Annotated in this window: 20 protein-coding genes; 4 read left to right on the top strand and 16 right to left on the bottom strand. The window is 72.7% G+C overall.

Annotated features, from left to right (window positions below):
- Window positions 1-18: 18 nt before the first annotated feature.
- On the bottom strand, window positions 19-1,350 hold the full coding sequence (locus AC1MEY_RS07730; protein ID WP_480230092.1) for a MurL-like N-terminal domain-containing: 1,332 nt from the start codon (window positions 1,348-1,350) through the stop codon (window positions 19-21).
- Window positions 1,347-2,048 (bottom strand): hypothetical protein, encoded by a 702-nt coding sequence (locus AC1MEY_RS07725; protein ID WP_480230091.1) that lies wholly within the window; start codon window positions 2,046-2,048, stop codon window positions 1,347-1,349. Before AC1MEY_RS07725 ends, AC1MEY_RS07730 begins: the two co-directional genes overlap by 4 nt.
- Before the next feature lie 132 nt (window positions 2,049-2,180).
- Between AC1MEY_RS07725 and AC1MEY_RS07720 the strand changes: the two genes are divergently transcribed.
- On the top strand, window positions 2,181-2,651 hold the full coding sequence (locus AC1MEY_RS07720) for a GNAT family N-acetyltransferase (RefSeq protein ID WP_480230090.1): 471 nt from the start codon (window positions 2,181-2,183) through the stop codon (window positions 2,649-2,651).
- On the opposite strand, the gene AC1MEY_RS07715 is transcribed toward AC1MEY_RS07720, so the two are convergent.
- The 5 genes from AC1MEY_RS07715 to AC1MEY_RS07695 all read right to left on the bottom strand — a co-directional run bounded on the left by AC1MEY_RS07715 (window position 2,644) and on the right by AC1MEY_RS07695 (window position 6,120).
- On the bottom strand, window positions 2,644-3,099 hold the full coding sequence (locus AC1MEY_RS07715; RefSeq protein WP_480230089.1) for a PH domain-containing protein: 456 nt from the start codon (window positions 3,097-3,099) through the stop codon (window positions 2,644-2,646). The genes AC1MEY_RS07720 and AC1MEY_RS07715 overlap by 8 nt on opposite strands.
- Window positions 3,096-3,572: a 6,7-dimethyl-8-ribityllumazine synthase gene (gene ribH, locus AC1MEY_RS07710; RefSeq protein ID WP_480230088.1), complete on the bottom strand. Its 477-nt coding sequence runs from the start codon at window positions 3,570-3,572 to the stop codon at window positions 3,096-3,098. Before ribH ends, AC1MEY_RS07715 begins: the two co-directional genes overlap by 4 nt.
- Entirely contained in the window at window positions 3,569-4,900 is a 1,332-nt protein-coding gene (locus AC1MEY_RS07705; protein WP_480230087.1) for a bifunctional 3,4-dihydroxy-2-butanone-4-phosphate synthase/GTP cyclohydrolase II, read from the bottom strand. Before AC1MEY_RS07705 ends, ribH begins: the two co-directional genes overlap by 4 nt.
- Window positions 4,901-5,005: 105 nt before the next feature.
- A complete protein-coding gene (locus tag AC1MEY_RS07700) occupies window positions 5,006-5,608 on the bottom strand; it encodes a riboflavin synthase (RefSeq protein ID WP_480230086.1) in 603 nt (200 codons plus the stop codon).
- A 14-nt stretch (window positions 5,609-5,622) separates the two neighbouring features.
- Window positions 5,623-6,120, bottom strand: coding sequence for a GNAT family N-acetyltransferase (locus tag AC1MEY_RS07695; protein ID WP_480230085.1), 498 nt, complete (start codon window positions 6,118-6,120; stop codon window positions 5,623-5,625).
- A gap of 64 nt (window positions 6,121-6,184) precedes the next feature.
- Here AC1MEY_RS07695 and AC1MEY_RS07690 point away from each other — a divergent pair, with 64 nt between their 5' ends.
- Together AC1MEY_RS07690 and AC1MEY_RS07685 are read left to right on the top strand one after the other, a co-directional pair.
- Window positions 6,185-6,892 carry an LppX_LprAFG lipoprotein gene (locus AC1MEY_RS07690; protein ID WP_480230084.1) on the top strand — a complete coding sequence of 236 codons (708 nt, stop codon included), beginning with the start codon at window positions 6,185-6,187 and terminating at the stop codon, window positions 6,890-6,892.
- Window positions 6,892-8,448: an MFS transporter gene (locus AC1MEY_RS07685; RefSeq protein WP_480231355.1), complete on the top strand. Its 1,557-nt coding sequence runs from the start codon at window positions 6,892-6,894 to the stop codon at window positions 8,446-8,448. Before AC1MEY_RS07690 ends, AC1MEY_RS07685 begins: the two co-directional genes overlap by 1 nt.
- 25 nt (window positions 8,449-8,473) lie before the next feature.
- Here AC1MEY_RS07685 and AC1MEY_RS07680 read toward each other — a convergent pair whose 3' ends face one another.
- The 9 genes from AC1MEY_RS07680 to AC1MEY_RS07640 all read right to left on the bottom strand — a co-directional run bounded on the left by AC1MEY_RS07680 (window position 8,474) and on the right by AC1MEY_RS07640 (window position 18,031).
- Entirely contained in the window at window positions 8,474-8,650 is a 177-nt protein-coding gene (locus AC1MEY_RS07680) for a hypothetical protein (protein ID WP_480230083.1), read from the bottom strand.
- A gap of 216 nt (window positions 8,651-8,866) precedes the next feature.
- Window positions 8,867-9,850 carry a bifunctional diaminohydroxyphosphoribosylaminopyrimidine deaminase/5-amino-6-(5-phosphoribosylamino)uracil reductase RibD gene (gene ribD / locus AC1MEY_RS07675; RefSeq protein WP_480231354.1) on the bottom strand — a complete coding sequence of 328 codons (984 nt, stop codon included), beginning with the start codon at window positions 9,848-9,850 and terminating at the stop codon, window positions 8,867-8,869.
- A gap of 17 nt (window positions 9,851-9,867) precedes the next feature.
- On the bottom strand, window positions 9,868-10,572 hold the full coding sequence (gene rpe / locus AC1MEY_RS07670) for a ribulose-phosphate 3-epimerase (protein WP_480230082.1): 705 nt from the start codon (window positions 10,570-10,572) through the stop codon (window positions 9,868-9,870).
- Window positions 10,569-11,972, bottom strand: a complete 1,404-nt coding sequence (locus tag AC1MEY_RS07665; RefSeq protein ID WP_480230081.1) for an RsmB/NOP family class I SAM-dependent RNA methyltransferase — start codon at window positions 11,970-11,972, stop codon at window positions 10,569-10,571. Before AC1MEY_RS07665 ends, rpe begins: the two co-directional genes overlap by 4 nt.
- A complete protein-coding gene (gene fmt / locus AC1MEY_RS07660) occupies window positions 11,969-12,895 on the bottom strand; it encodes a methionyl-tRNA formyltransferase (RefSeq protein ID WP_480230080.1) in 927 nt (308 codons plus the stop codon). Before fmt ends, AC1MEY_RS07665 begins: the two co-directional genes overlap by 4 nt.
- A 20-nt stretch (window positions 12,896-12,915) precedes the next feature.
- The gene (locus AC1MEY_RS07655) at window positions 12,916-13,440 is read right to left on the bottom strand and encodes a LemA family protein (protein WP_480230079.1); all 525 of its coding nucleotides are present in this window, start codon (window positions 13,438-13,440) and stop codon (window positions 12,916-12,918) included.
- Complete coding sequence (locus AC1MEY_RS07650; protein ID WP_480230078.1) at window positions 13,434-15,245, bottom strand: DUF2207 domain-containing protein; 1,812 nt, start codon at window positions 15,243-15,245, stop codon at window positions 13,434-13,436. Before AC1MEY_RS07650 ends, AC1MEY_RS07655 begins: the two co-directional genes overlap by 7 nt.
- Window positions 15,246-15,290: 45 nt before the next feature.
- On the bottom strand, window positions 15,291-17,237 hold the full coding sequence (locus AC1MEY_RS07645; protein ID WP_480231353.1) for a primosomal protein N': 1,947 nt from the start codon (window positions 17,235-17,237) through the stop codon (window positions 15,291-15,293).
- A 53-nt stretch (window positions 17,238-17,290) separates the two neighbouring features.
- Complete coding sequence (locus tag AC1MEY_RS07640; protein ID WP_480230077.1) at window positions 17,291-18,031, bottom strand: lysoplasmalogenase; 741 nt, start codon at window positions 18,029-18,031, stop codon at window positions 17,291-17,293.
- Window positions 18,032-18,152: 121 nt separating this feature from the next.
- Here AC1MEY_RS07640 and AC1MEY_RS07635 point away from each other — a divergent pair, with 121 nt between their 5' ends.
- The gene (locus AC1MEY_RS07635) at window positions 18,153-19,097 is read left to right on the top strand and encodes an alpha/beta hydrolase (protein ID WP_480230076.1); all 945 of its coding nucleotides are present in this window, start codon (window positions 18,153-18,155) and stop codon (window positions 19,095-19,097) included.
- Window positions 19,098-19,101: the final 4 nt, after the last annotated feature.

The following is a 19,101-nucleotide window of genomic DNA, read 5'->3' as shown; positions in this document are numbered from 1 at the left end:
GTGCTCACGGGCGCCGGATCAGTTCAGCACGCGGGAGTAGCGGGCGGGTACGTAGTTCACGGCGCCCGCGCCGCCGTCGTCGGTGCCCGCGACGGCGGTCAGCTCGTCGCGACGCGCCCGCACCGCCTCGACGACCGCGAGCCCCTGCCAGGCCGGGTCGTCGAGGATGGCGAGCATCGACTCGGCGGCCTCGTAGTACTCACCGACGCACTCGAACGGCTTGTGCGCGCCGAGCCCGACGATGTCCTCCACGCAGGCACGGTTCGCGTCGTCGTCGAGCGGGTCGCGGCCGAAGATCCCCTCCAGGCGGGGCCGGCCGAGGCGCGGTCCCATGAGCAGGAATACGAACAGGCACTTCGGGCAGTGTCCGCACCACGACGCCGCGCGGCGGGCCGGGTCGAGGGCGAACGGGCGGTTGCAGCTGATGAAGTCGTCGAAGTACTGCGGGCAGTCCCGGAAGCGGTCGGCGATCTCGGACTCCGACAGTGCGCGCAGCAGCGAGAAGTAGCGGTCGGGGTCGAGGCCGTATCCCGCGAGCGTGTCCCGCAGCAGCGTCTCGTAGCCGATGCTCTTGGACCACTGGTGGTTCACGTCGCGACCCATCCAGTGCACGTTGCCGACGTTGGACGACCGCTCGTTGGAGAACACGACCGGTCCGAGCCCGAGGGCGTCGGCGACGATCAGGCCGATCACGCTGTTGATGGCGGTGACGGGGACGTGGCCGTTGTGCGCGCCGAGGGCGTTGACCTCGATCAGCGTGCGGGAGATGGTCCGCCGCACCCGCGTGCTGGCCAGGCCGCTGATCGCGATGCACCGGTCGATCGGCGTGAACTCGTTGACGCTGAACAACATCGGATCGAAGCCGTGCCGCTTGAGCAGCTCGATGGTGACCACCGAGTCCTTGCCGCCGCCGACCGGCACCAGCGGCTCGGCCTCGGGGTCGAAGCGGTCGGGTGGGCGCGGCGGCGCGCCGTCGGCGGACGGTCCGGACACCTCCGGGGTGAGCGCCGCGGGCAGCCCGTTGGTGTAGGCGAACTCGCCGAGGCCGCCGGCGAGCAGTTCGCGCAGGTAGTCCTTCTCGAATTCGCCAGTGGGGAAATCGATCTCGATGCGGGCGGGCGCGGCGGCCTTGTAGTAGCTCGGCGAACACGTCAGCGCCAGCAGCCGCAGCAGCCGGTCGTCGACGGGTCCGGGCAGTTCGCGCCCGAAGTCGACGACCTCGGCGAACGTCACGTCGTCGGCGGGGTCGTCGCCCCGCAGCGTGTACTGGGCGGTGAACCTGCCCTCCGCGAACTCGTAGCCGTCGATGCCGAAGGCGCGGTACGCGGCCGGGTCGAACCGGTCGATCATGGGTGCTCCAGGAACGTCTGGGCGGCGGTCTCGTACGGGGTGCCGCCGATGTCCGCCACGGGATGCGTCTCGAAGCCCGGCGAGATCCACCAGGCCGCGGTGGCGTCGGCCGGACGGTGCTCGACCCGGGTGACGCCGACGACGAGGCCGACGGCCCCGAGTTGATCGAGGATCGACGCGGGCTCGAGGCGATCGAGACCCATCAGGCCGGTCGGGGTGCAGAAGACCAGCGCGCCGAGGTGGGGTGCGCCGGTCGGCGGGACGGCGTCGACGCAGCCGAGGTCGGCGAGCCGCCGGCCGAGGTGGTCGGTGCGGCCACGGCTGGTGGTGCGCGCGGCCATCCGCCGCCAGTGCGGTGCGTCGGCATCCGGCCGGTCGACGGGTGCGTCGAGGACCGCGATCCGCACCGGCTCGGGCCGCGACGGCCGGACGGCGTCCGCGCGCACGTGGACGAGCGTGGCCCGGCCCGCCACGGCGAACAGCGTGACCGTGACGGCGTGGACGTCGGACGGGCCGGACCCGCGGAGGCGCTCGGCCAGCGCCCCGCCCAGGTCGTCGCGGCTGGGCATCGGCACGCCGAAGAAGTCCGCGGGCTCGCTCAGGTGGCGCCAGACGACCTCGACGTCCGGTGCCGCCGCGCCCATAACGGGGACGACGAGCGTCGGATTGGTGCCCGGGTGGGCGATGAGTTGCGTCACCGGCAGAAGCGGAGTATCGATTTCGAGTATCCCGGGTGCCGAGGACACCGGGTCCGCGGTCTGCGTACTACGAAAATCGGTCACTGTCAGCAGATTCTATCGCACGCGACGCGAGGGGCAGACGGACACGGCATGAGCCCGACGACGGTGGTCCGACTGGCCGAGACCGACTGGCGCGCCTTCGCGACGCTGCGGTTGCGGGCCCTGCGAGACACCCTCGGCACCGACGATCTCCAGTACCGGACGGAGGTGGCGTTCACCGCCGCGCGGTGGCGCCGCCGGCTGCGCACGCACGCCCAGTTCGCCGCCGTGGTCGACGAGCGGATGGTCGGACTGATCGGCGCCCAGCGGGAGACCTCCGACACCGTCTACCTCTACTCGCTGTGGCTGGAGCCGTCCGCGCGGCGGCGCGGCCTGGCCCGGGAGCTGGTGACGTCGGCGGTCGGGTGGGCGCGCAGCGAGCGGGCCCGGTCGGTGACGCTGCGGGTGGAGGCGGCGAACGTGGCGGCGCTGGGCGTCTACGAGGGACTCGGCTTCACCCTCGACGGCGCCGCGACCTCCGGTCGGCCGCACGAGGTGACGATGCGGCTGAACGTCAGCTGACGTCGGTGCGGTAGCGGGTCACGAGGGCGCGCACCCGCTCCATCGCGTCGACGGCACGTTCCTTGTCGACGGCCTGGATGGCCATGGCCGGCACGTACTCGTAGTCGGGCAGGTCGACGCGGGCCCACCGGGCGCCCTTCGGGAACGAGACGTCGACGACGTCCCGCCACGGGATCACCTTCTCGACGACCAGGTTCCGCACGGCGATGCCCTCGGGCCCGACGCGCAGCCGGGGCCGCGCGAACAGCAGCACCAGGCCGCCGATGATGATGCCGAGGCATGCGATGGCCACCTGGTCGGCGGTCTGGAAGATGACGCCGCTCGACCCGACCTTGAGCAGGAAGCCGACCGCGATGTGGGCCGCGGCGATGAGGAAGGCCGCGGCGAACGCGAAGTACGGCGTGAGGTGCGGACGCACCTCGAGGTCCCAGCGGGTCTGGTCGGTCACGATGCGTTGATGTCGCGCAACGTCAGCGCCGTCGACAGCGCGGCGGCGGCGGCCTGGGCGCCCTTGTCCTCCGACGATCCCGGCAGACCCGCCCGGTCGAAGGCCTGCGCCTCGTCGTTGACGGTCAACACGCCGTTCGCCACCGGCGTCGACTCGTCGAGCGAGACGCGGGTGAGGCCCTGGGTCACCGCGTCGCACACGTAGTCGAAGTGCGGGGTCTGGCCGCGGATCACCACGCCGAGCGCGACGACGGCATCGTGCTTGGCGGCCAAAGCCTGTGCGACGACCGGGATCTCGATGGCACCGAGCACGCGGACCACCGTCGGCTCGGTGACGCCGCTGTCCTTGGCGGTGCGCAGGGCGCCGTCGAGCAGGGCGTTGCACACCTCGTCGTGCCACGTGCTCGCCACGATCGCCAGGCTCACCGTTGACGCGTCGACGACGGGCAGGTCCGGTACCCCGTGGCCGCTCACGGTGCCGCGCTCCCCGACTCGCCCGCGGTCGGCGGCAGCCGGTCCCCGAGGAGGTAGACGGCCTCGTCGTAGCCGTCCATGTCGACCGACTCGGCGTAGTCGTCGAGGCCGGTCAGGTCGTGACCCATGCGGTCGCGCTTGGTCATCAGGTAGCGGATGTTCTCCGAGTTGGCCCGCACCGGGAGCGGCACGCGCTCGATGATGTGCAGTCCGTAGCCATCGAGGCCGACGCGCTTGGCGGGGTTGTTGGTGAGCAGCCGCATCGACCGGATGCCGAGGTCGACGAGGATCTGCGCCCCGATGCCGTAGTCGCGGGCGTCGGCGGGCAGGCCCAGCTTCAGGTTGGCGTCGACGGTGTCGGCCCCGGCGTCCTGCAGCTGGTAGGCCTGCAGCTTGTGCAGCAGCCCGATGCCGCGACCCTCGTGGCCGCGCATGTAGAGCACCACGCCGCGTCCCTCCCGGGCCACCATCGCCAGCGCGGCGTCCAGCTGCGGGCCGCAGTCGCAGCGCCGCGAGCCGAACACGTCGCCGGTCAGGCACTCCGAGTGCACGCGCACCAGCACGTCGTGGCCGTCGCCGTCGGGTCCGGGGATGTCGCCGCGCACCAGTGCGACGTGCTCGACGTCGTCGTAGATGCTGGTGTAGCCGACGGCGCGGAACTCGCCGTAGCGGGTGGGGATGCGGGCCTCGGCGATCCGCTCGATGTGGCGTTCGTGCTTGCGGCGCCACTCGATGAGGTCGGCGATGGAGATCAGCGCCAGGTCGTGGTCGTCGGCGAAGACGCGCAGCTCGTCGGTCTGCGCCATCGAGCCCTCGTCCTTCTGGCTGACGATCTCGCAGATGGCGCCCGCGGGCTGCAGTCCGGCCAGTCGGGCCAGGTCGACCGCCGCCTCGGTGTGTCCGGGCCTGCGCAGCACGCCGCCATCCTTGGCGCGCAGCGGCACGACGTGCCCGGGCTTGGTGAAGTCATCGCTGACGACCGTCGGGTCGGCCAGGAGGCGCATCGTGGTGGCGCGGTCGGACGCCGAGATGCCGGTGCCGACACCCCGCCGCGCGTCGACCGTCACGGTGTAGGCGGTCTGGTGCTTGTCCTGGTTGACCGCGTACATCGGCAGCAGGCCGAGCCGGTCGCAGATCTCGCCCGACAGCGGCACGCAGAGGTAGCCGGAGGTGTAGCGCACCATGAACGCCACCAGTTCGGGCGTGGCCTTCTCCGCGGCGAAGATGAGGTCGCCCTCGTTCTCCCGGTCCTCGTCGTCGATGACGACGACGGCCTTGCCCGCCGCAATGTCGGCTATCGCCCGTTCGACGGAATCAAGCCTCGTCATCTCAGTCACCTACTTCGAAGGGGCGTGCTGCCCGGGACCATCACTCGACTTCAGTATGAACCACCGGCGGCCACGAGTTATTGCCGCTACCGACCGGTGGGTGGGTCAGCCGTCCCCCCGGGCGCCGAGGAGGCGCTCGACGTACTTGGCGATCACGTCCACCTCGAGGTTGACCGGCGTCCCGACCGGCGCGGTGCCGAGCGTGGTGAGCTGCAGCGTGGTGGGGATCAGCGACACCTCGAACCAGTCCGGTCCCAGCCCCGACACCGTCAGCGAGATGCCGTCGACGGTGATCGAGCCCTTCTCCACGACGTAGCGGGCGACCGCGTCCGGCAGCGCGATCCGCACCACCTCCCAGTTCTCCGAGGGGGTGCGCGCGATCACGTGTCCGGTGCCGTCGACGTGGCCCTGCACGATGTGCCCGCCGAGGCGGCTGTTGATCGCCGCCGCGCGCTCGAGGTTCACCCGGCTGCCGACGCCGACGCCGGCCAGGCTCGACCGGTCGAGCGTCTCGGCCATCACGTCCGCGGAGAAGGCGCCGTCGGCGAGCACCTCGACGACGGTCAGACAGACGCCGTTGACGGCGATCGAGTCGCCGTGGCCCGCGTCGCTGGTGACCACCGGACCCCGGATCACGAACCGGGCGGCGTCCACCAGGTCCTCCTTGGCGACGACCTCACCCAGTTCTTCGACGATTCCCGTGAACACCCGATCCAGGCTAGTCAGAGATGCTTCTCGCCGAAGAAGGTGGCCACGGGGTTGGCGTTGAAGTTGCCCACCTCGGCGTACCCCCGGGCGAGGTACATTCGCCGGGCGCCGTCCTGCCGGGGGCCGGTGTCCAGGCGGGCCACGGCGTAGCCGAGGGCGCGCGCCTCGTCCTCGAGCGCGTCCAGCAGCACCCGGGCGACTCCCCTGCCGCGGTGCTCGGGCACCACGTACATGCGCTTGATCTCGCAGGCGCCGTCGGGCAGGCGCTTGAGGCCGCCGCCGCACACCGCGGCCCCGTCGCGATATCCGACGAGGAAGACGCCGTGCGGCGGGCCGAGTTCGGCGGGCCCGGCCTTCGGCATGTCCGGGGCGTCGAGGTCCAGTCCGCCCGAGCCGGCGGCGGGACCGACGTCCCAGTACAGCTCGCGCATCTCGGCGACCATCGCCGAGACCAGCCGCAACGCGTCACCCTCGTCGACCTTTACCCGGCGAAACTCCAGCTCACGCGGCACGAGTCCACTTCTACCGGGTGCCCGGGGCATCCGTCCACCGGTCCGTACCCTCTACGATGCAAACATGCAGACGCGCCCCCGGCTTGCCGTCCTCTCCCTGTTCACCGCTCTCCTGACCGCCACCGTGCTGGTCGCCGGATGCTCGTCGTCCGAGAAGACGTCCGACGCACCGCTGCCCGAGGCGTCCACGTTGCTGACCGACTCCACCGCGACCACCAAGTCGAAGCAGAGCGTGCACCTGGAGCTGGCCGTCACCGGCACGATCGCCGAACTCCCCATCGAGACGCTGAGCGGTGACCTCACCAACGTCCCCGCCGTCGCCGCGCAGGGCAAGGCCAGCATCATCGCCTTCGGCCAGACCTTCAAGGACGTCGACTTCGTGGTCGCCGACGGCAACCTCTACGGCGCGCTGACGCCCGGCAGCTTCACCAACTTCGGCCCCGCCGCCGACATCTACGACGTGTCGAAGATCCTCAGCCCCGACGCCGGGCTGGCGAACCTGCTGGCCAACTTCACCCAGTCCAAGGCCGAGGGCCGCGAGAACGTCGGCGGCGTCGACACCGTCAAGATCACCGGCACGGTCAGCGCCGAGGCGGTCAACGGGCTCGTCCAGATCGGCGCCACCGGGGACGTCCCCGCGACCGCGTGGATCAAGGAGGACGGCGATCACGAACTGGTGCAGGCCAAGCTCGATCCCAGCGAGGGCAACAGCGTGCAGATGACGTTGAGCGAGTGGGGCAAGACCGTCAACGTCACCAAGCCCGCCGCGTGATGGCGGGGGCCCACGGCGCGGTCGAGCCGAAGGCGACCAACCGGCGGATCGCGATCAGCGCGGGCGGGCTCGCCGTGCTGCTCGGCGCACTCGACACCTATGTCGTCATCACGATCATCAACGACATCATGCGCGACATCGGAATCTCGCTGAATCAAATTCAGCGCGTCACCCCGATCATCACCATGTATCTGCTCGGCTACATCGCCGCGATGCCGCTGCTGGGCCGCGCATCCGACCGCTTCGGCCGCAAGCTGGTGCTGCAGGTGAGCCTCGCCGGCTTCGCCGCCGGCTCCGTGGTGACCGCGCTGTCCGACGACCTGTTCACGATGGTCATCGGCCGACTCATCCAGGGCACCGCCAGCGGCGCCCTGCTGCCCGTGACGCTCGCCCTGGCCGCCGACCTGTGGGCCGCGAAGAGCCGGGCCACCGTGCTCGGCGGCATCGGCGCCGCGCAGGAACTCGGCGCCGTCCTGGGCCCGCTCTACGGCGTGGCCGTGGTCTGGGCGTTGAGTTCGTGGCGCGACGTGTTCTGGATCAACGTGCCGCTCGCGATCATCGCGATGGTGATGATCCACTTCAGCCTGCCGTCCAAGGACAAGGACGCGCCGCGGGAGAAGATCGACGTCGTGGGCGGACTGCTGCTCGCCGTCGCCCTCGGCCTGATGGTCTTCGGCATGTACAACCCGTCGCCCGACGGCAAGCAGGTCTTCCCGAGCTGGGGACTGCCGGTCCTCGGTGCGGCGCTCGCGGCGGCGATCGCGTTCTTCGTGTGGGAGAAGTTCGCCAAGACCCGCCTGATCGACCCGGCCGGCGTGCGGTTCCGGCCGTTCCTCGCCGCCCTCGGCGCATCGCTGTGCACCGGCGCCGCGCTGATGGTCACGCTGGTCAACGTCGAACTGTTCGGCCAGGGCGTGCTCGGCAAGGAGCAGAACGAGACCGTGCTCCTGCTGCTGTGGTTCCTCGGCGCGCTGCCGATCGGCGCGGTGCTCGGCGGCTGGATCGCCACCCGTGTCGGCGATCGCATCGTCGCGTTCGTGGGCCTGCTGATCGCCGGGTTCGGCTACTGGCTGGTGTCGCACTGGACCGTCGACGTCCTGTCCGCACGCCACGACCTCGGGCTGTTCTCGCTCCCGGCGTTCGACACCGACCTGGTGCTCGCCGGCATCGGGCTCGGCCTCGTCATCGGGCCGCTGACCTCGGCGACGCTGCGGACCGTTCCGGGCGCCCAGCACGGCATCGCGTCCGCGTCGGTGGTCGTGGCACGCATGATCGGCATGCTCATCGGCCTGGCGTCGCTGAGCGCGTGGGGACTGTACAAGTTCAACCAGTACCTCGCCGAGATGCCGAAGCCCACCGGCACCAACCTGCTCGAGATCGGTGCGCAACTCGCCGCCAACGTGCGGGCCGCCTACACCATGCAGTACGGGCAGATCTTCTTCATCACGATGGTCGTGTGCGTCGTCGGTGCGTTCCTCGGACTGCTGATCGCCGGCAAGGACGAGCGCGCCGAGGAGCCGGACGTGGCGACCGAGACGGTCGGCGCCCAGAACTAGCCGAACGCGGGACCGGCGTCGGGCGTCAGCAGCGCTCGATGCCGGGACGCTGCAGCGTGAACTCCAGCGGTGCCAGATCGGCGCCGGTGCGCCGGCCCGCCGTGGCGGGGGTGGCGAGGACCGCGCGGAACGGGCGGCACACCATGTCCCGGATCCCCTGGTCGACTGGTTTGAGGGTGAGCCAGTCCTGCAGTGCAGTCATGCTCGATCGTCCTTTGCTCGTGCTTACCCGCGCAGACGTCGTCGGTAAGGCGCGATGTGGGCGGTCGGGTCGTGCGACCCGAACATGTCTTCGATTCTACGGGCGTGGATCAGCCCGGCGCGGGCCACGAGACCGCTTCGGGGTCTCGAACCGGTAACGAGTGGCCCAACTCCCGGTGGCCCGAGTGACGCCAATCACTCTGCGGCACAGGTGAGATCAGTTCGGCACCAGACTGAGCCGGAGGTCCGGCCCCAGGCGCTCGCTGCCGTCGAAGCGCCAGCGCATGGCCTGCGCGATGCTCAGCACGCCCACGTCGTCGACCGCCGTCACCGGTCCGCCCAGCAGGATCGGGGCCACGTAGGCGAGGATCCGGTCGATCGCACCGGCGCGCAGGAACGCCCCCGCGAGCGTGGGACCGCCCTCGATCAGCACGTCGGTGCGGTCGGACAGGGCGCGCACCACCTCGTGCGGGTCGCGGGTGCGGATCACCATCGTGCGCGAGTCGTCGTTGAGCACGCGCGCATCCGAGGAGATCTCGCGCTCGCCGACCACCACCCGCAGCGGCTGCCGGTCGGCGAGGCTGCCGTCGGGGAGCCGGGCGGTCAGGGCGGGGTCGTCGGCGAACACCGTGCCCGTGCCCACCACGATGGCGTCGATCACCGCGCGCCGCCGGTGCACGTCGGCACGCGCGGCCTCGCCGGTGATCCACTGGCTGGTGCCGTCGGCCGCGGCGCTGCGACCGTCGATGCTGGCGGCGTACTTCCACGTGACGTGCGGCCTGCCGGTGCGCTGCTTGTGCAGCCACTCGCGCAGCGGCCCGCCCGACACGTCGTCGGCCAGCAGCCCGCTCTCGACCGACACGCCACCGTCGGCGAGCCGCGCGGAGCCGCCCGCCGCGACCGGGTTGGGGTCGGCGACGGCGTACCGGACGGCCGCGACGCCGGCGGCGAGGAGCGCGTCCACGCAGGGCGGGGTGCGGCCGTGGTGGTTGCAGGGTTCGAGGGTGACCACGGCGGTGCCACCGACCGCCCGCTCCCCCGCCCGCCGCAGTGCGAGCACCTCGGCGTGCGGCCCGCCCACGGGTTCGGTGGCGCCGACGCCCGCGATCTCGCCGTCGCGGTCCAGGATGACGGCCCCCACCGGCGGATTGGGGTAGGTGGTGCCCTTGACCCGGTCGGACAGCTCGACGGCGCGCCGCATGGCGGCCTCGAGCGACGTCACGACAGGTGCGGGGAGGCCGCGGCCGCCTGCCTGCGCAGCGACGCGACCGCCTCGGCGGGGTCGGCGGTGCTGTAGACGGCGGACCCTGCGACGAAGCAGTCGACACCGGCCTCGGCGGCGGCCTCGATCGTGTCGGCATTGATGCCGCCGTCGATCTCCACCACCACGGTCAGCTCACCGGCGTCGACGAGCCGGCGGACGGCCGCGACCTTGGCGAGGACCTCGGGCATGAACTTCTGCCCGCCGAATCCCGGCTCGACCGACATCACCAGCAGCGTGTCGAAGTCCCGCAGGATCTCCAGATACGGCTCGATCGGGGTACCCGGCTTCACGCTGAGGCCCGCGCGCGCCCCCGCGGCCCTGATGTCACGGGCCACCGCGCGCGGATCGTCGGCGGCCTCGGCGTGGAAGGTGACGTTGTAGGCGCCGGCCTCGGCGTACGGCGGCGCCCACCGTGCCGGGTCCTCGATCATGAGGTGACAGTCCATCGGGATGTCGGTGACCTTCAGGAGGCTCTCCACCACGGGCAGCCCGAGCGTCAGGTTCGGCACGAAGTGGTTGTCCATCACGTCGACGTGGAGCCAGTCGGCGCCGTGCACGGCGGCGGTCTCGTCGGCCAGCCGGGCGAAGTCCGCGGAGAGGATGGACGGCGCGATCAGAGGGGCCGAAGCGACGGGAGAGTGGCCTGCCATGGCGGTCACCCTACTTGCAGGGCCGCGGCGAACATCGCGTCCGTCCCGTGCCTGTGCGGCCACAGTTGGACGTGCGGACCGGAACCGGCGGGCACGGGATCGAACAGCGGCCAGGTGTCGAGCGCGGTGACGGGCTGCCTGCGCAGCGCGTCGGCCACCACGCCGACCGTCTCGGCGAGGTGCGGTGAGCACGTGGCGTACAGCACGACGCCGCCCGGCCGGGTGAGGGCGATGGCCGAGGCGAGGAGTTCGCGCTGCAGCTTCGCCAACGGCGGCACGTCACCGGGGACGCGCCGCCAGCGCGCCTCGGGCCGGCGCCGCAGCGCGCCGAGGCCGGTGCACGGGGCGTCGACGAGGACACGGTCGAACGACGCCGCGGGCAGCCCGGTGTCGCGACCGTCGACGCGCAGCACGTCGACGTCGAGGCCGCGCACGTTCCGTTCGACCAGGTCGGCCCGGTGCGGGGTCGGTTCGACGGCGGTCACCTTCCCGCCGGACGACGCCGCGATCGAGGCCAGCAGCGCCGTCTTGCCGCCCGGACCCGCGCACAGGTCCAGCCAGCGGCCGCCGTCGTCGGCGACCGGCGCCAGGGTCAGCGCGCGGGCGACCAGCTGGCTGCCCTCGTCCTGCACCTGCGCGGCGCCGTCGCGCAGCGGCACCAGGTCGCCGGGATCGCCGCCGGACAGGTACACCGCGTACGGCGAGTAGCGGCCGGGTGTGCCGTCGACCGCGGCGGCGAGGTCGTCGGCGGTCATCGCCCCCGGCCGGGCCGCCAGATGCACCAGCGGCCGGGAGTCGTCACTGGTGAGCAGCGCGCCGAGTTCACCGGCGTCGGTGCCGAGTGCGTCGGAGAAGGCCTGCGCGATCCACCGGGGATGGGAGTGCGTGAACGCGAGGTGGCCCACCGGATCGGCGGTGGCCGACGGCGCCAATTCCGCGACCCAGGCCGCCTCGTCGCGGCCCGAGATGGTCCGCAGTACGCCGTTGACAAATCCCGCACGCGGAGTGTCGAATTCGAGACCCGCCTGCTCGACGGTGGTGTCCACCGCGGCGTGCGCGTCGACGCGCGTCCGCAGCAGCTGGTAGGCCCCGAGCCGCAGCAGGTCCAGGAGCACGGCGTCGATCTGGTCCACCGGGCGGTTCGCCGCGCGGGCGATGACGGCGTCGAGCAGGCCAAGACTGCGACAGGTGCCGTAGGCGAGTTCGGTCGCGAACGCCGCGTCGCGGCCGGTGATCCCGCGTTCGCGCAGCAGCGCCGGCAACGTCAGGTTGGCGTAGGCGTCGCGCTCAGCGACCGCGCGCAGGACGTCGAAGGCGGCCCGACGCGCCGGGTCCAGCGGCGTCCGGCGGGGCTGCGGCCGGCGCGGCCGGTTGCCGTGGGGCCGGTCGCCACCGCGGGGACGGGTCACGATGCGCTCGCCGTCTCGTCGAGGCGGGCGCCGCGGGCCCAGTCCGACGCGGCCATCGGCTTCTTGCCCGGCGGTTGGATCCAGCCGAGCGTCACGGGTGCGGTCGCGGTGCCGACGCGGACGCCGTCGCGATCGGCGGCGATCCTGCCCTGGGGCAGCGCCTCCCCGTCCGACACCGTCACCGGTCCCAGCTTCACCCGCAGGTCCCCGATCATCGTCCAGGCGCCGGGGTTGGGCGTGACCGCGCGGATCCGCCGGTCCACCACGTGGGCCGGCAGGTCCCACCGCACGCGCGCCTCCTCGACGGTGATCTTGGGGGCCACGGTGACGCCCTCGGCGGGTTGGGGCACCGCGGTCAGGGACCCGTCGGCGATGCCGTCGAGCGTGCTCTCCAGCAGTAGCGCCCCCGACGCCGACAGCCGCCCGAGCAGGTCGCCGGCGGTGTCGTCCGGACGGATCCGCTCGGTCACCACGCCGTACACCGGCCCGGAGTCGAGGCTGGGCTCGATCAGGAACGTCGTGGCGCCGGTCACCTCGTCGCCCGCGGCGATGGCGGCCTGCACGGGCGCGGCGCCCCGCCAGGCCGGCAGCAGCGAGAAGTGCAGGTTGATCCACCCTGCGGGCGGCACGGCGAGCAGTCCGTCGCGCAGCAGCGCGCCGTAGGCGACCACCGCGCAGCAGTCGGGCGCCAGCGCGGCCAGCTCGGCGACGAACTCCTCGCCGTTGGGGCGATCGGGCCGCAGCACGGGGATGCCCGCGTCGAGGGCCAGCGCGGCGACCGGGGAGGGCGACGGCCTGCCACGCCGCCCGGACGCGGCGTCCGGCCGGGTGAGCACGGCGATCACCTCGTGCTCGGTGGAGTCGACGAGGCGCTGCAGGGAGGGCAGGGCGGGCTCGGGTGTGCCCGCGAAGACGATGCGCATGATCCTGTCCAGGGGTTGGCCTACTGGGGAAGCTGGTAGTACTCCCGCTCGGGCACCCCGGCGAGCGGGGCGACGAACATCCACGGGATGGTGCCGACCACCCTATTCAATGTCGCGACGGCGTCGTTGTAGTACTGCCGGGCGAACGCGAGCTTGTCCTCGGTGTCGGCCAGGTTGTCCTGCAGGTCGAGGAAGTTGCGCGACGAGGCGAGTTGGGGGTGGTCCCGGCCGAGTTCCAGCACCCGTCCCAGCGCGCCGTCCAGGTCGCGCTCGGCGGCGCTGCGCTGGGCGACCGATCCGCCCGCGGTCGCCGACGTCAGCGCGCCGCGCGCCTGGTCGACGCGATCCAGGACTGCCCTCTCGTGCGCCGCGAACGTCGCCACGACGTGCATCAGCGACGCGCGCCGGGTCAGCTCGACGTCGATGCCGGCCAACGCCTCGGACACGCGCACGTCGGCGGAGCGAATCTTGTTGTAGCCCACCACGAAACCGACCAGCACCAGTACCAGGAGCACCAGCACCAAGACCAAGACCGCCGTCACCACGAACCTCCTCCTCCGCCACCGCCGCCGCCACCACCGCCGCCGCTGGATCCGCCACTGCTGCTACTGCTGCTCGATGACGACGACTGCGACGCGGTGTACGCGCCGATCGACGACGACAGCGCCGACTCGAAGCCGTCGAAGTCCGGCCCCGACGAGCCGCCGCCGCCATACCCCGAGTTCGACGTCGACGAGGACTGGTACCAGTCGGGTTGCGGCGCAACGTCACCCGTCTCGTCGCGGTACTTCTTGGCCCACAGCGCCGCGGTGCCCGCGGCGACCGCGAACGGCACGTAGGCGGTGTAGAGGTCCTTGCGGGCCGCGAAGTCGAACCGCGTCTCCGCCGACTCGGTGGCGAGCATGCGGTGAAATCCCCCGGCCTGCGACCACAGGCGGCGGCCGGCGTCGGTGCGCCTGGTGCCGACGCCGTCGGCCCACGAGCCGATCGTGACGACGAAGACGGCGGCGAACGGCAGACCCCACATCGTCGCCGGGAAGCCCCAGCGGAAGAAGCCGCACACCGCGAGGATCGCGGCGAGCGCGTTGGCCGAGCGCACCCACAGTTCCTTGCGGCGCGTCACGATCAGGCCCTCGTCGACGGCCCACTTCTTGACCGCGGCGGCCATGTCGGTCTTCGCCGACGTCAGCTTCTTGCCCGCGCCGACCGACTTCTTGGCCGCGAACTCCCGGCCGGGCCCCGTCACGCCGAGCGCGGAGCCCACGGCGGCGCTCACCGGGTCCACGTCGATCCACGCCTTGCGTTCGGCGGTGCCGGTGACGTTCCACTGGTCGTCGTTCACCTGGCGCAGGTCCACCAGCTTGCGCTCGGCGAGGTAGAACAGCGTCGCGGTCAGGCCGTCCCTGGGCACGCTCTCGGTGCGCACGTACTCCGTCTGCACGGGGCCGAGCCCGGGGGGCGGCGCGTACTGCACGGGGAAGCCTGGCTCGGGTTCGACGGTGGTCCGGTAGTAGGCATACGCGAGCGCGCCCGCCGCCACGGTGAGCCCGAGCGCCCACACGACGCCGATCACCGACTGGCCGGCGATGCGGTCCCAGTGCTGCGCCCACGGCAGCGTCGCCCGCGGTGGCGTCGGCACGTCCACCCCGGCGCGCAGCGTCACCGGCGTGCGCGGCGGCAGGTCGGCCGCCGCGAGTTCGATCGTGTCGCCGGTGACCGTCAGACCGGTGCACGCGGATCCGACGCCGACCCCCACCGAACACTGCGCACCGGTGACGGCGTCGGGCAGCGTGACCCGCACGCGGACGCGGTCGATGCGGTTGTTCCACGACGGCGCGATCACGTTCCAGTAGAACGCCGACGTCGAGTTCGGGTCGCCGACCTGGCTCGCGAACCGGCGGTCCGCGCCGGTGGCGCCGGGGTCGAGCACGCCGGGGATCGAGTAGCGGAGTTCATAGGTGTGCGATCCCGTCCACAGCGTGCTGTCGGGGTCGCCGATCTTGGCCACGCGGAACCGGCCGCCGTCCTCGGAGAGCAGCTCGTACGGGACCGGTTCCCCGTCGAGCAGGATCGAGGTGACCTCGGGGCGCTGTCGCACGCCGGGGCTGTTGCGGTTGGCGACGTCCCAGTACCGGAAGATGCCGTGCCGGCCGGGCGGGAACTCACCGGTGATGGTCTCGACGGCGTCGAGGGTGCCGTCGGGTGACACGGTGAGGTCGGCGCGGTAGTCGGTGATGACGACGGGGTCCTCGGCCGTGCCTCCGCCCGAGGTGCCGGAGAACATCAGCGGCCACAGCAGACCGGCGGCGACCAGCCCGATCAAGATCAACCACTTCAGGGCCCGTCGCACGTCACCCTCCTGCTCGAGCACGTCGCGCCCCCGACGAGGGCAGACCTACCCTATGTGCAACGGGTCGATCTGGACGCGAACCGGCTCGTGATCATGACGCGCGCTGAGCGAACCGGTGGCCCTGCGCAGCGCGGCCGCGAGGTCCAGCCCGCTCTCGCGCGGCACCCGCACCAGCATCCGCAGCACCGGCTCGCCCGTCGGCTCGCCCGCGGGCCTGCGGGCACCCGGCGGCAGGTCCACCGGCCCCAGCACCTCGGCGCCCTCGGGCAGCGCGGCGGCGTCGATCAGCGCGGCCGCCGCCTCCGGTGCGCCGTCGATCGCCGCCATGTGCGCGGCCGGCGGGAGGCCGACCTCCGTGCGGGCGTCCAGTTCCGACTCGGCGTGCGCCACCGGATCCCACCGGATGAGCGCCTGCACCGTGGGAATCGCCGACTCGGCGACCACCGCGACCACCCCGCCGTCGGCCTGCGGCCGGACCAGCGCGGTGGCGGCCATCCAGCGGCGCAGCGCGTCCTCGGCGGCGCGCAGGTCCTGCCTGCCGAGCAGCGCCCACCCGTCGAGCAGCAACGCGGCGCCGTAGCCGCCGTCGGCGACCGGCTCCGCACCCGGCGTCGACACCACCAGCGCCGCCGACCCCGGCACCGTCCCCAGCACGCCCTCCCCGCTCGAGGTCAGCACGCTGACGCCGGGGAACGCGCGGCCGATCTCCTCGGCGGTGCGCCGTGCGCCGACCACCACCGCGCGCACGGTGTCCGAACCGCAGCGGGAGCAGCGCAGCGCGGCCTCGTGCCTGCCGCACCACCGGCAGACCGCGCCGGCGGTGTCGCGGTCGGGCAGCGACAGCGGCCCCGTGCAGTGCCTGCATCGGGCGATCGCGCGGCACCGCCCGCAGGCCAGCGCGGGCACGTAGCCGCGGCGCGGCACCTGGACCAGCACCGGGGTGTCGGCGGCCAGGGCGCGTCGCGCGGCGTCGAGCGCCATCGACGGCAGCCGTGCCGTGCGGGCGGCCGGGTCGCGCTCCTGGGTGAAGGCGCTGTCGTCGATCGCGATGACGCGGGCGGCCCGGGAGCGCACGACGGGGCGGGTGGCCACCAGGTCGTGCGCCCACCGCGACCGGACCAGCGCCTGCGCCTCGGCGGTGCGCGCGTACCCGCCGATGATCGCCGCGCACCGCATCTGGTGGGCGCGCAGCATCGCCACCTCCCGGGCGTGCGGGTAGGGCGAGCGCGGTTCGGCCAGGGAGTCGTCGCCGTCGTCCCACACCACCACCAGACCGAGGTCGGCCACGGGCGCGAATACCGCACTGCGCGTACCGATCACCACGCGTGCGTCGCCCCGCAGCACCGCGAGCCACCGGCGGTACCGCTCGGCGGGGCCCAGGCCCGCGGACAGCGCGACCACCCGGTCGGCCTGGACGTGGCGGACAGCCGCAGCGTGCACCGCGTCCACGTCGCGCTGGTCGGGCACGACGGCCAGCACCGAGCGCCCGGCGTTCACCACCACCGCCGCGGCCTCGGCCAGCCGGTCGGCCCACGCCTCCCCCGGCAACGCCTGCCACACGGCCCGGGCGGCGCGGCCCTCGGCGAGCGCGCCGAGGAACCCCGCGGCGCCGCGGTAGGTGTCCCACGCGGCGGGGTCGACGTCGATCGGGGTCAGCGGTGCGACGTCGGGCGGCGGCTTCTTCTCGACATTGGCGTGGCGCGGCGGGACCGCCAGCCGCAGCACGTCGGGCCGCGTGCCGGCGTACCGCGACGCGACGGCCTCGACCAGGCGGCGGACGTCGCCGGTGAGCACCGGCTCCGGCGACACCACCCGGTCGAGCCAGCCCAGCTTGCCGACGTGGTCGGTGTCGGAGCGGCGCTCGAGGATGAACGCGTCGACGAGCCTGCCGTGGAAGCGCACCCGCGCCCGGACGCCGGGCTGCGCGTCGTTGGACTGTTCGGCCGTGACCAGGTAGTCGAACTCGCGGTCGAGGTGTGGGACCGACAGCATCGGCAGCACGCGCGCGATCGGCTCGTGGTCCGGAGCCTTGCGCTGGATGACGGTCACGTCGCCGGTGTAGCAGCGCCCACCGACGCCGCGGGCCCGCGACCGAAGAGGAAGCCCGCGGTGATCAACAGGATCGAGGCCGCGTACGCCCACCAGATCGGTACGGCGAGCACCTCGGACCGCAGGACGAACGTGCCGATGCCGATCATGCCGTCGGACACCGCGAAGCACACCGCGCCGAGCGCCGTCCACGGCGTGGGCAGGTCGGCGAGCAGCGCGGCGCACGCCATCGCACCGAGTACCGCGATGTAGACGGTCACCGGCAGCGCCATGCCGTCGGACACCAGCCGGGGCCACATCCAGACGAGCAGGCCCGCGCAGACGACGACGAGGACCCCGCACGCGACCACCCGCGACGTGCGCCGCCGGACCAGCGGCACCAGGGCGGTCAGGAAGCAGAGGTGGGCGATCAGGAACGCGGCCAGGCCCAGCACGAAGGACGGTTCCCACCACGGCAGCGCGAGCAGCACGTCACCGGCGGCCGAGAAGACCAGCGCGCCCACCAGCCAGCGGCGCTCGCGGGCAATCGGGTGGCCGAGCACGGCCACGGCGAGCAGCACCGCCGTCAACGCCTTCGCCGCAGGTTGCAGCGCGAACCGGCCGGTCAGTTCGGCACCGGCGGGCAGTCCCGCCGCGGTGACGATCAGGAACGTCCCGTACGCCGCGCCCGCCACGGCGGCGGCCACCCAGGGAGCGCGGACGGCCGTCCCCGTGACGTGGTCCGCGGTCGTCGCCATCTGAGAGAACGTACTAGACGCCGCCGCGGCCGTCGGCGGCCAAATCCGCTCCGCCTGGGCGTCGTTGGCCACGGTCATACCCGCACCCCGGCCGGCCGGTCCGGCTGCGTACCGTCGGGGCATGTCCGACAGTGATGCACGGCCCGGTCTCGATCCGATCCTCGAGAAGGTCCTCGAGGCGGTCCCGTTCAAGTTGACCGTCGACGGCGGCGCCGAGGCGGCGCGGCAACGATTCCGCGACCTGCCGCGCGGCGAGGTCCACCCCGAGGTGCGCACCGAGGACCGCACGATCGACGGACCCGGCGGCGCCATCCCCATCCGGCTGTACTGGCCCGCCGAACCGCTCGACGACCCGCCGCCGGTCGTGATCTTCCTGCACGGCGGCGGCTGGGTGGTCGGCGACCTCGACACCTATGACGGCACCGCCCGCAACCACGCGGTCCACACCGGCGCCCTGGTGGTCGCCGTCGACTACCGGCTCGCCCCCGAGCACCCGTATCCCGCCGCGGTCGACGACGTGTGGGCCGCCACGCAGTGGGTGGGCACCCACGCCGCCGAACTCGGCGCCGACCCGGACCGGATCGCGGTCGCAGGTGACTCCGCGGGCGGCAACCTGGCCGCGGTGGTCGCCCTGCTGGCCCGCGACGCCGGCGCCCCGGCCCTGCGGTTCCAGCTGCTCTGGTATCCCGCCACGACGTGGGACATGTCGCTGCCCTCCTTCACCGAGAACGCCGACGCGCCGATCCTGGACACCGCCTGCGTCAAGGGCTTCTCGCGCTGGTACGCCGGGCACGTCGACCTGTCGGCGGCGCCGGCCACCCTGATCCCCGGTCGGGCCGAGTCCTTCGAGGGGTTGCCGCCGGCGTACGTGGCCGTCGCGGGTCACGATCCGCTGCGCGACGACGGCATCCGCTACGGCGAGCTGCTCGCCGCGGCGGGAGTGCCCGTCGAGGTGCACAACGCGGAGACGCTCGTCCACGGGTACCTCGGCTACACCGACATCGTCCCCGCCGCCACCGAGGCCGTCCGGACCGCCCTCGCGGCGTTGCGCGCCGCGCTAACGTGACCGG

The sequence above is a fragment of the Mycobacterium sp. PTI7 genome (assembly GCF_056679845.1).
Note: the sequence above shows the minus strand (reverse complement) of the source record. Positions and strands in the feature narration are given on the sequence as shown.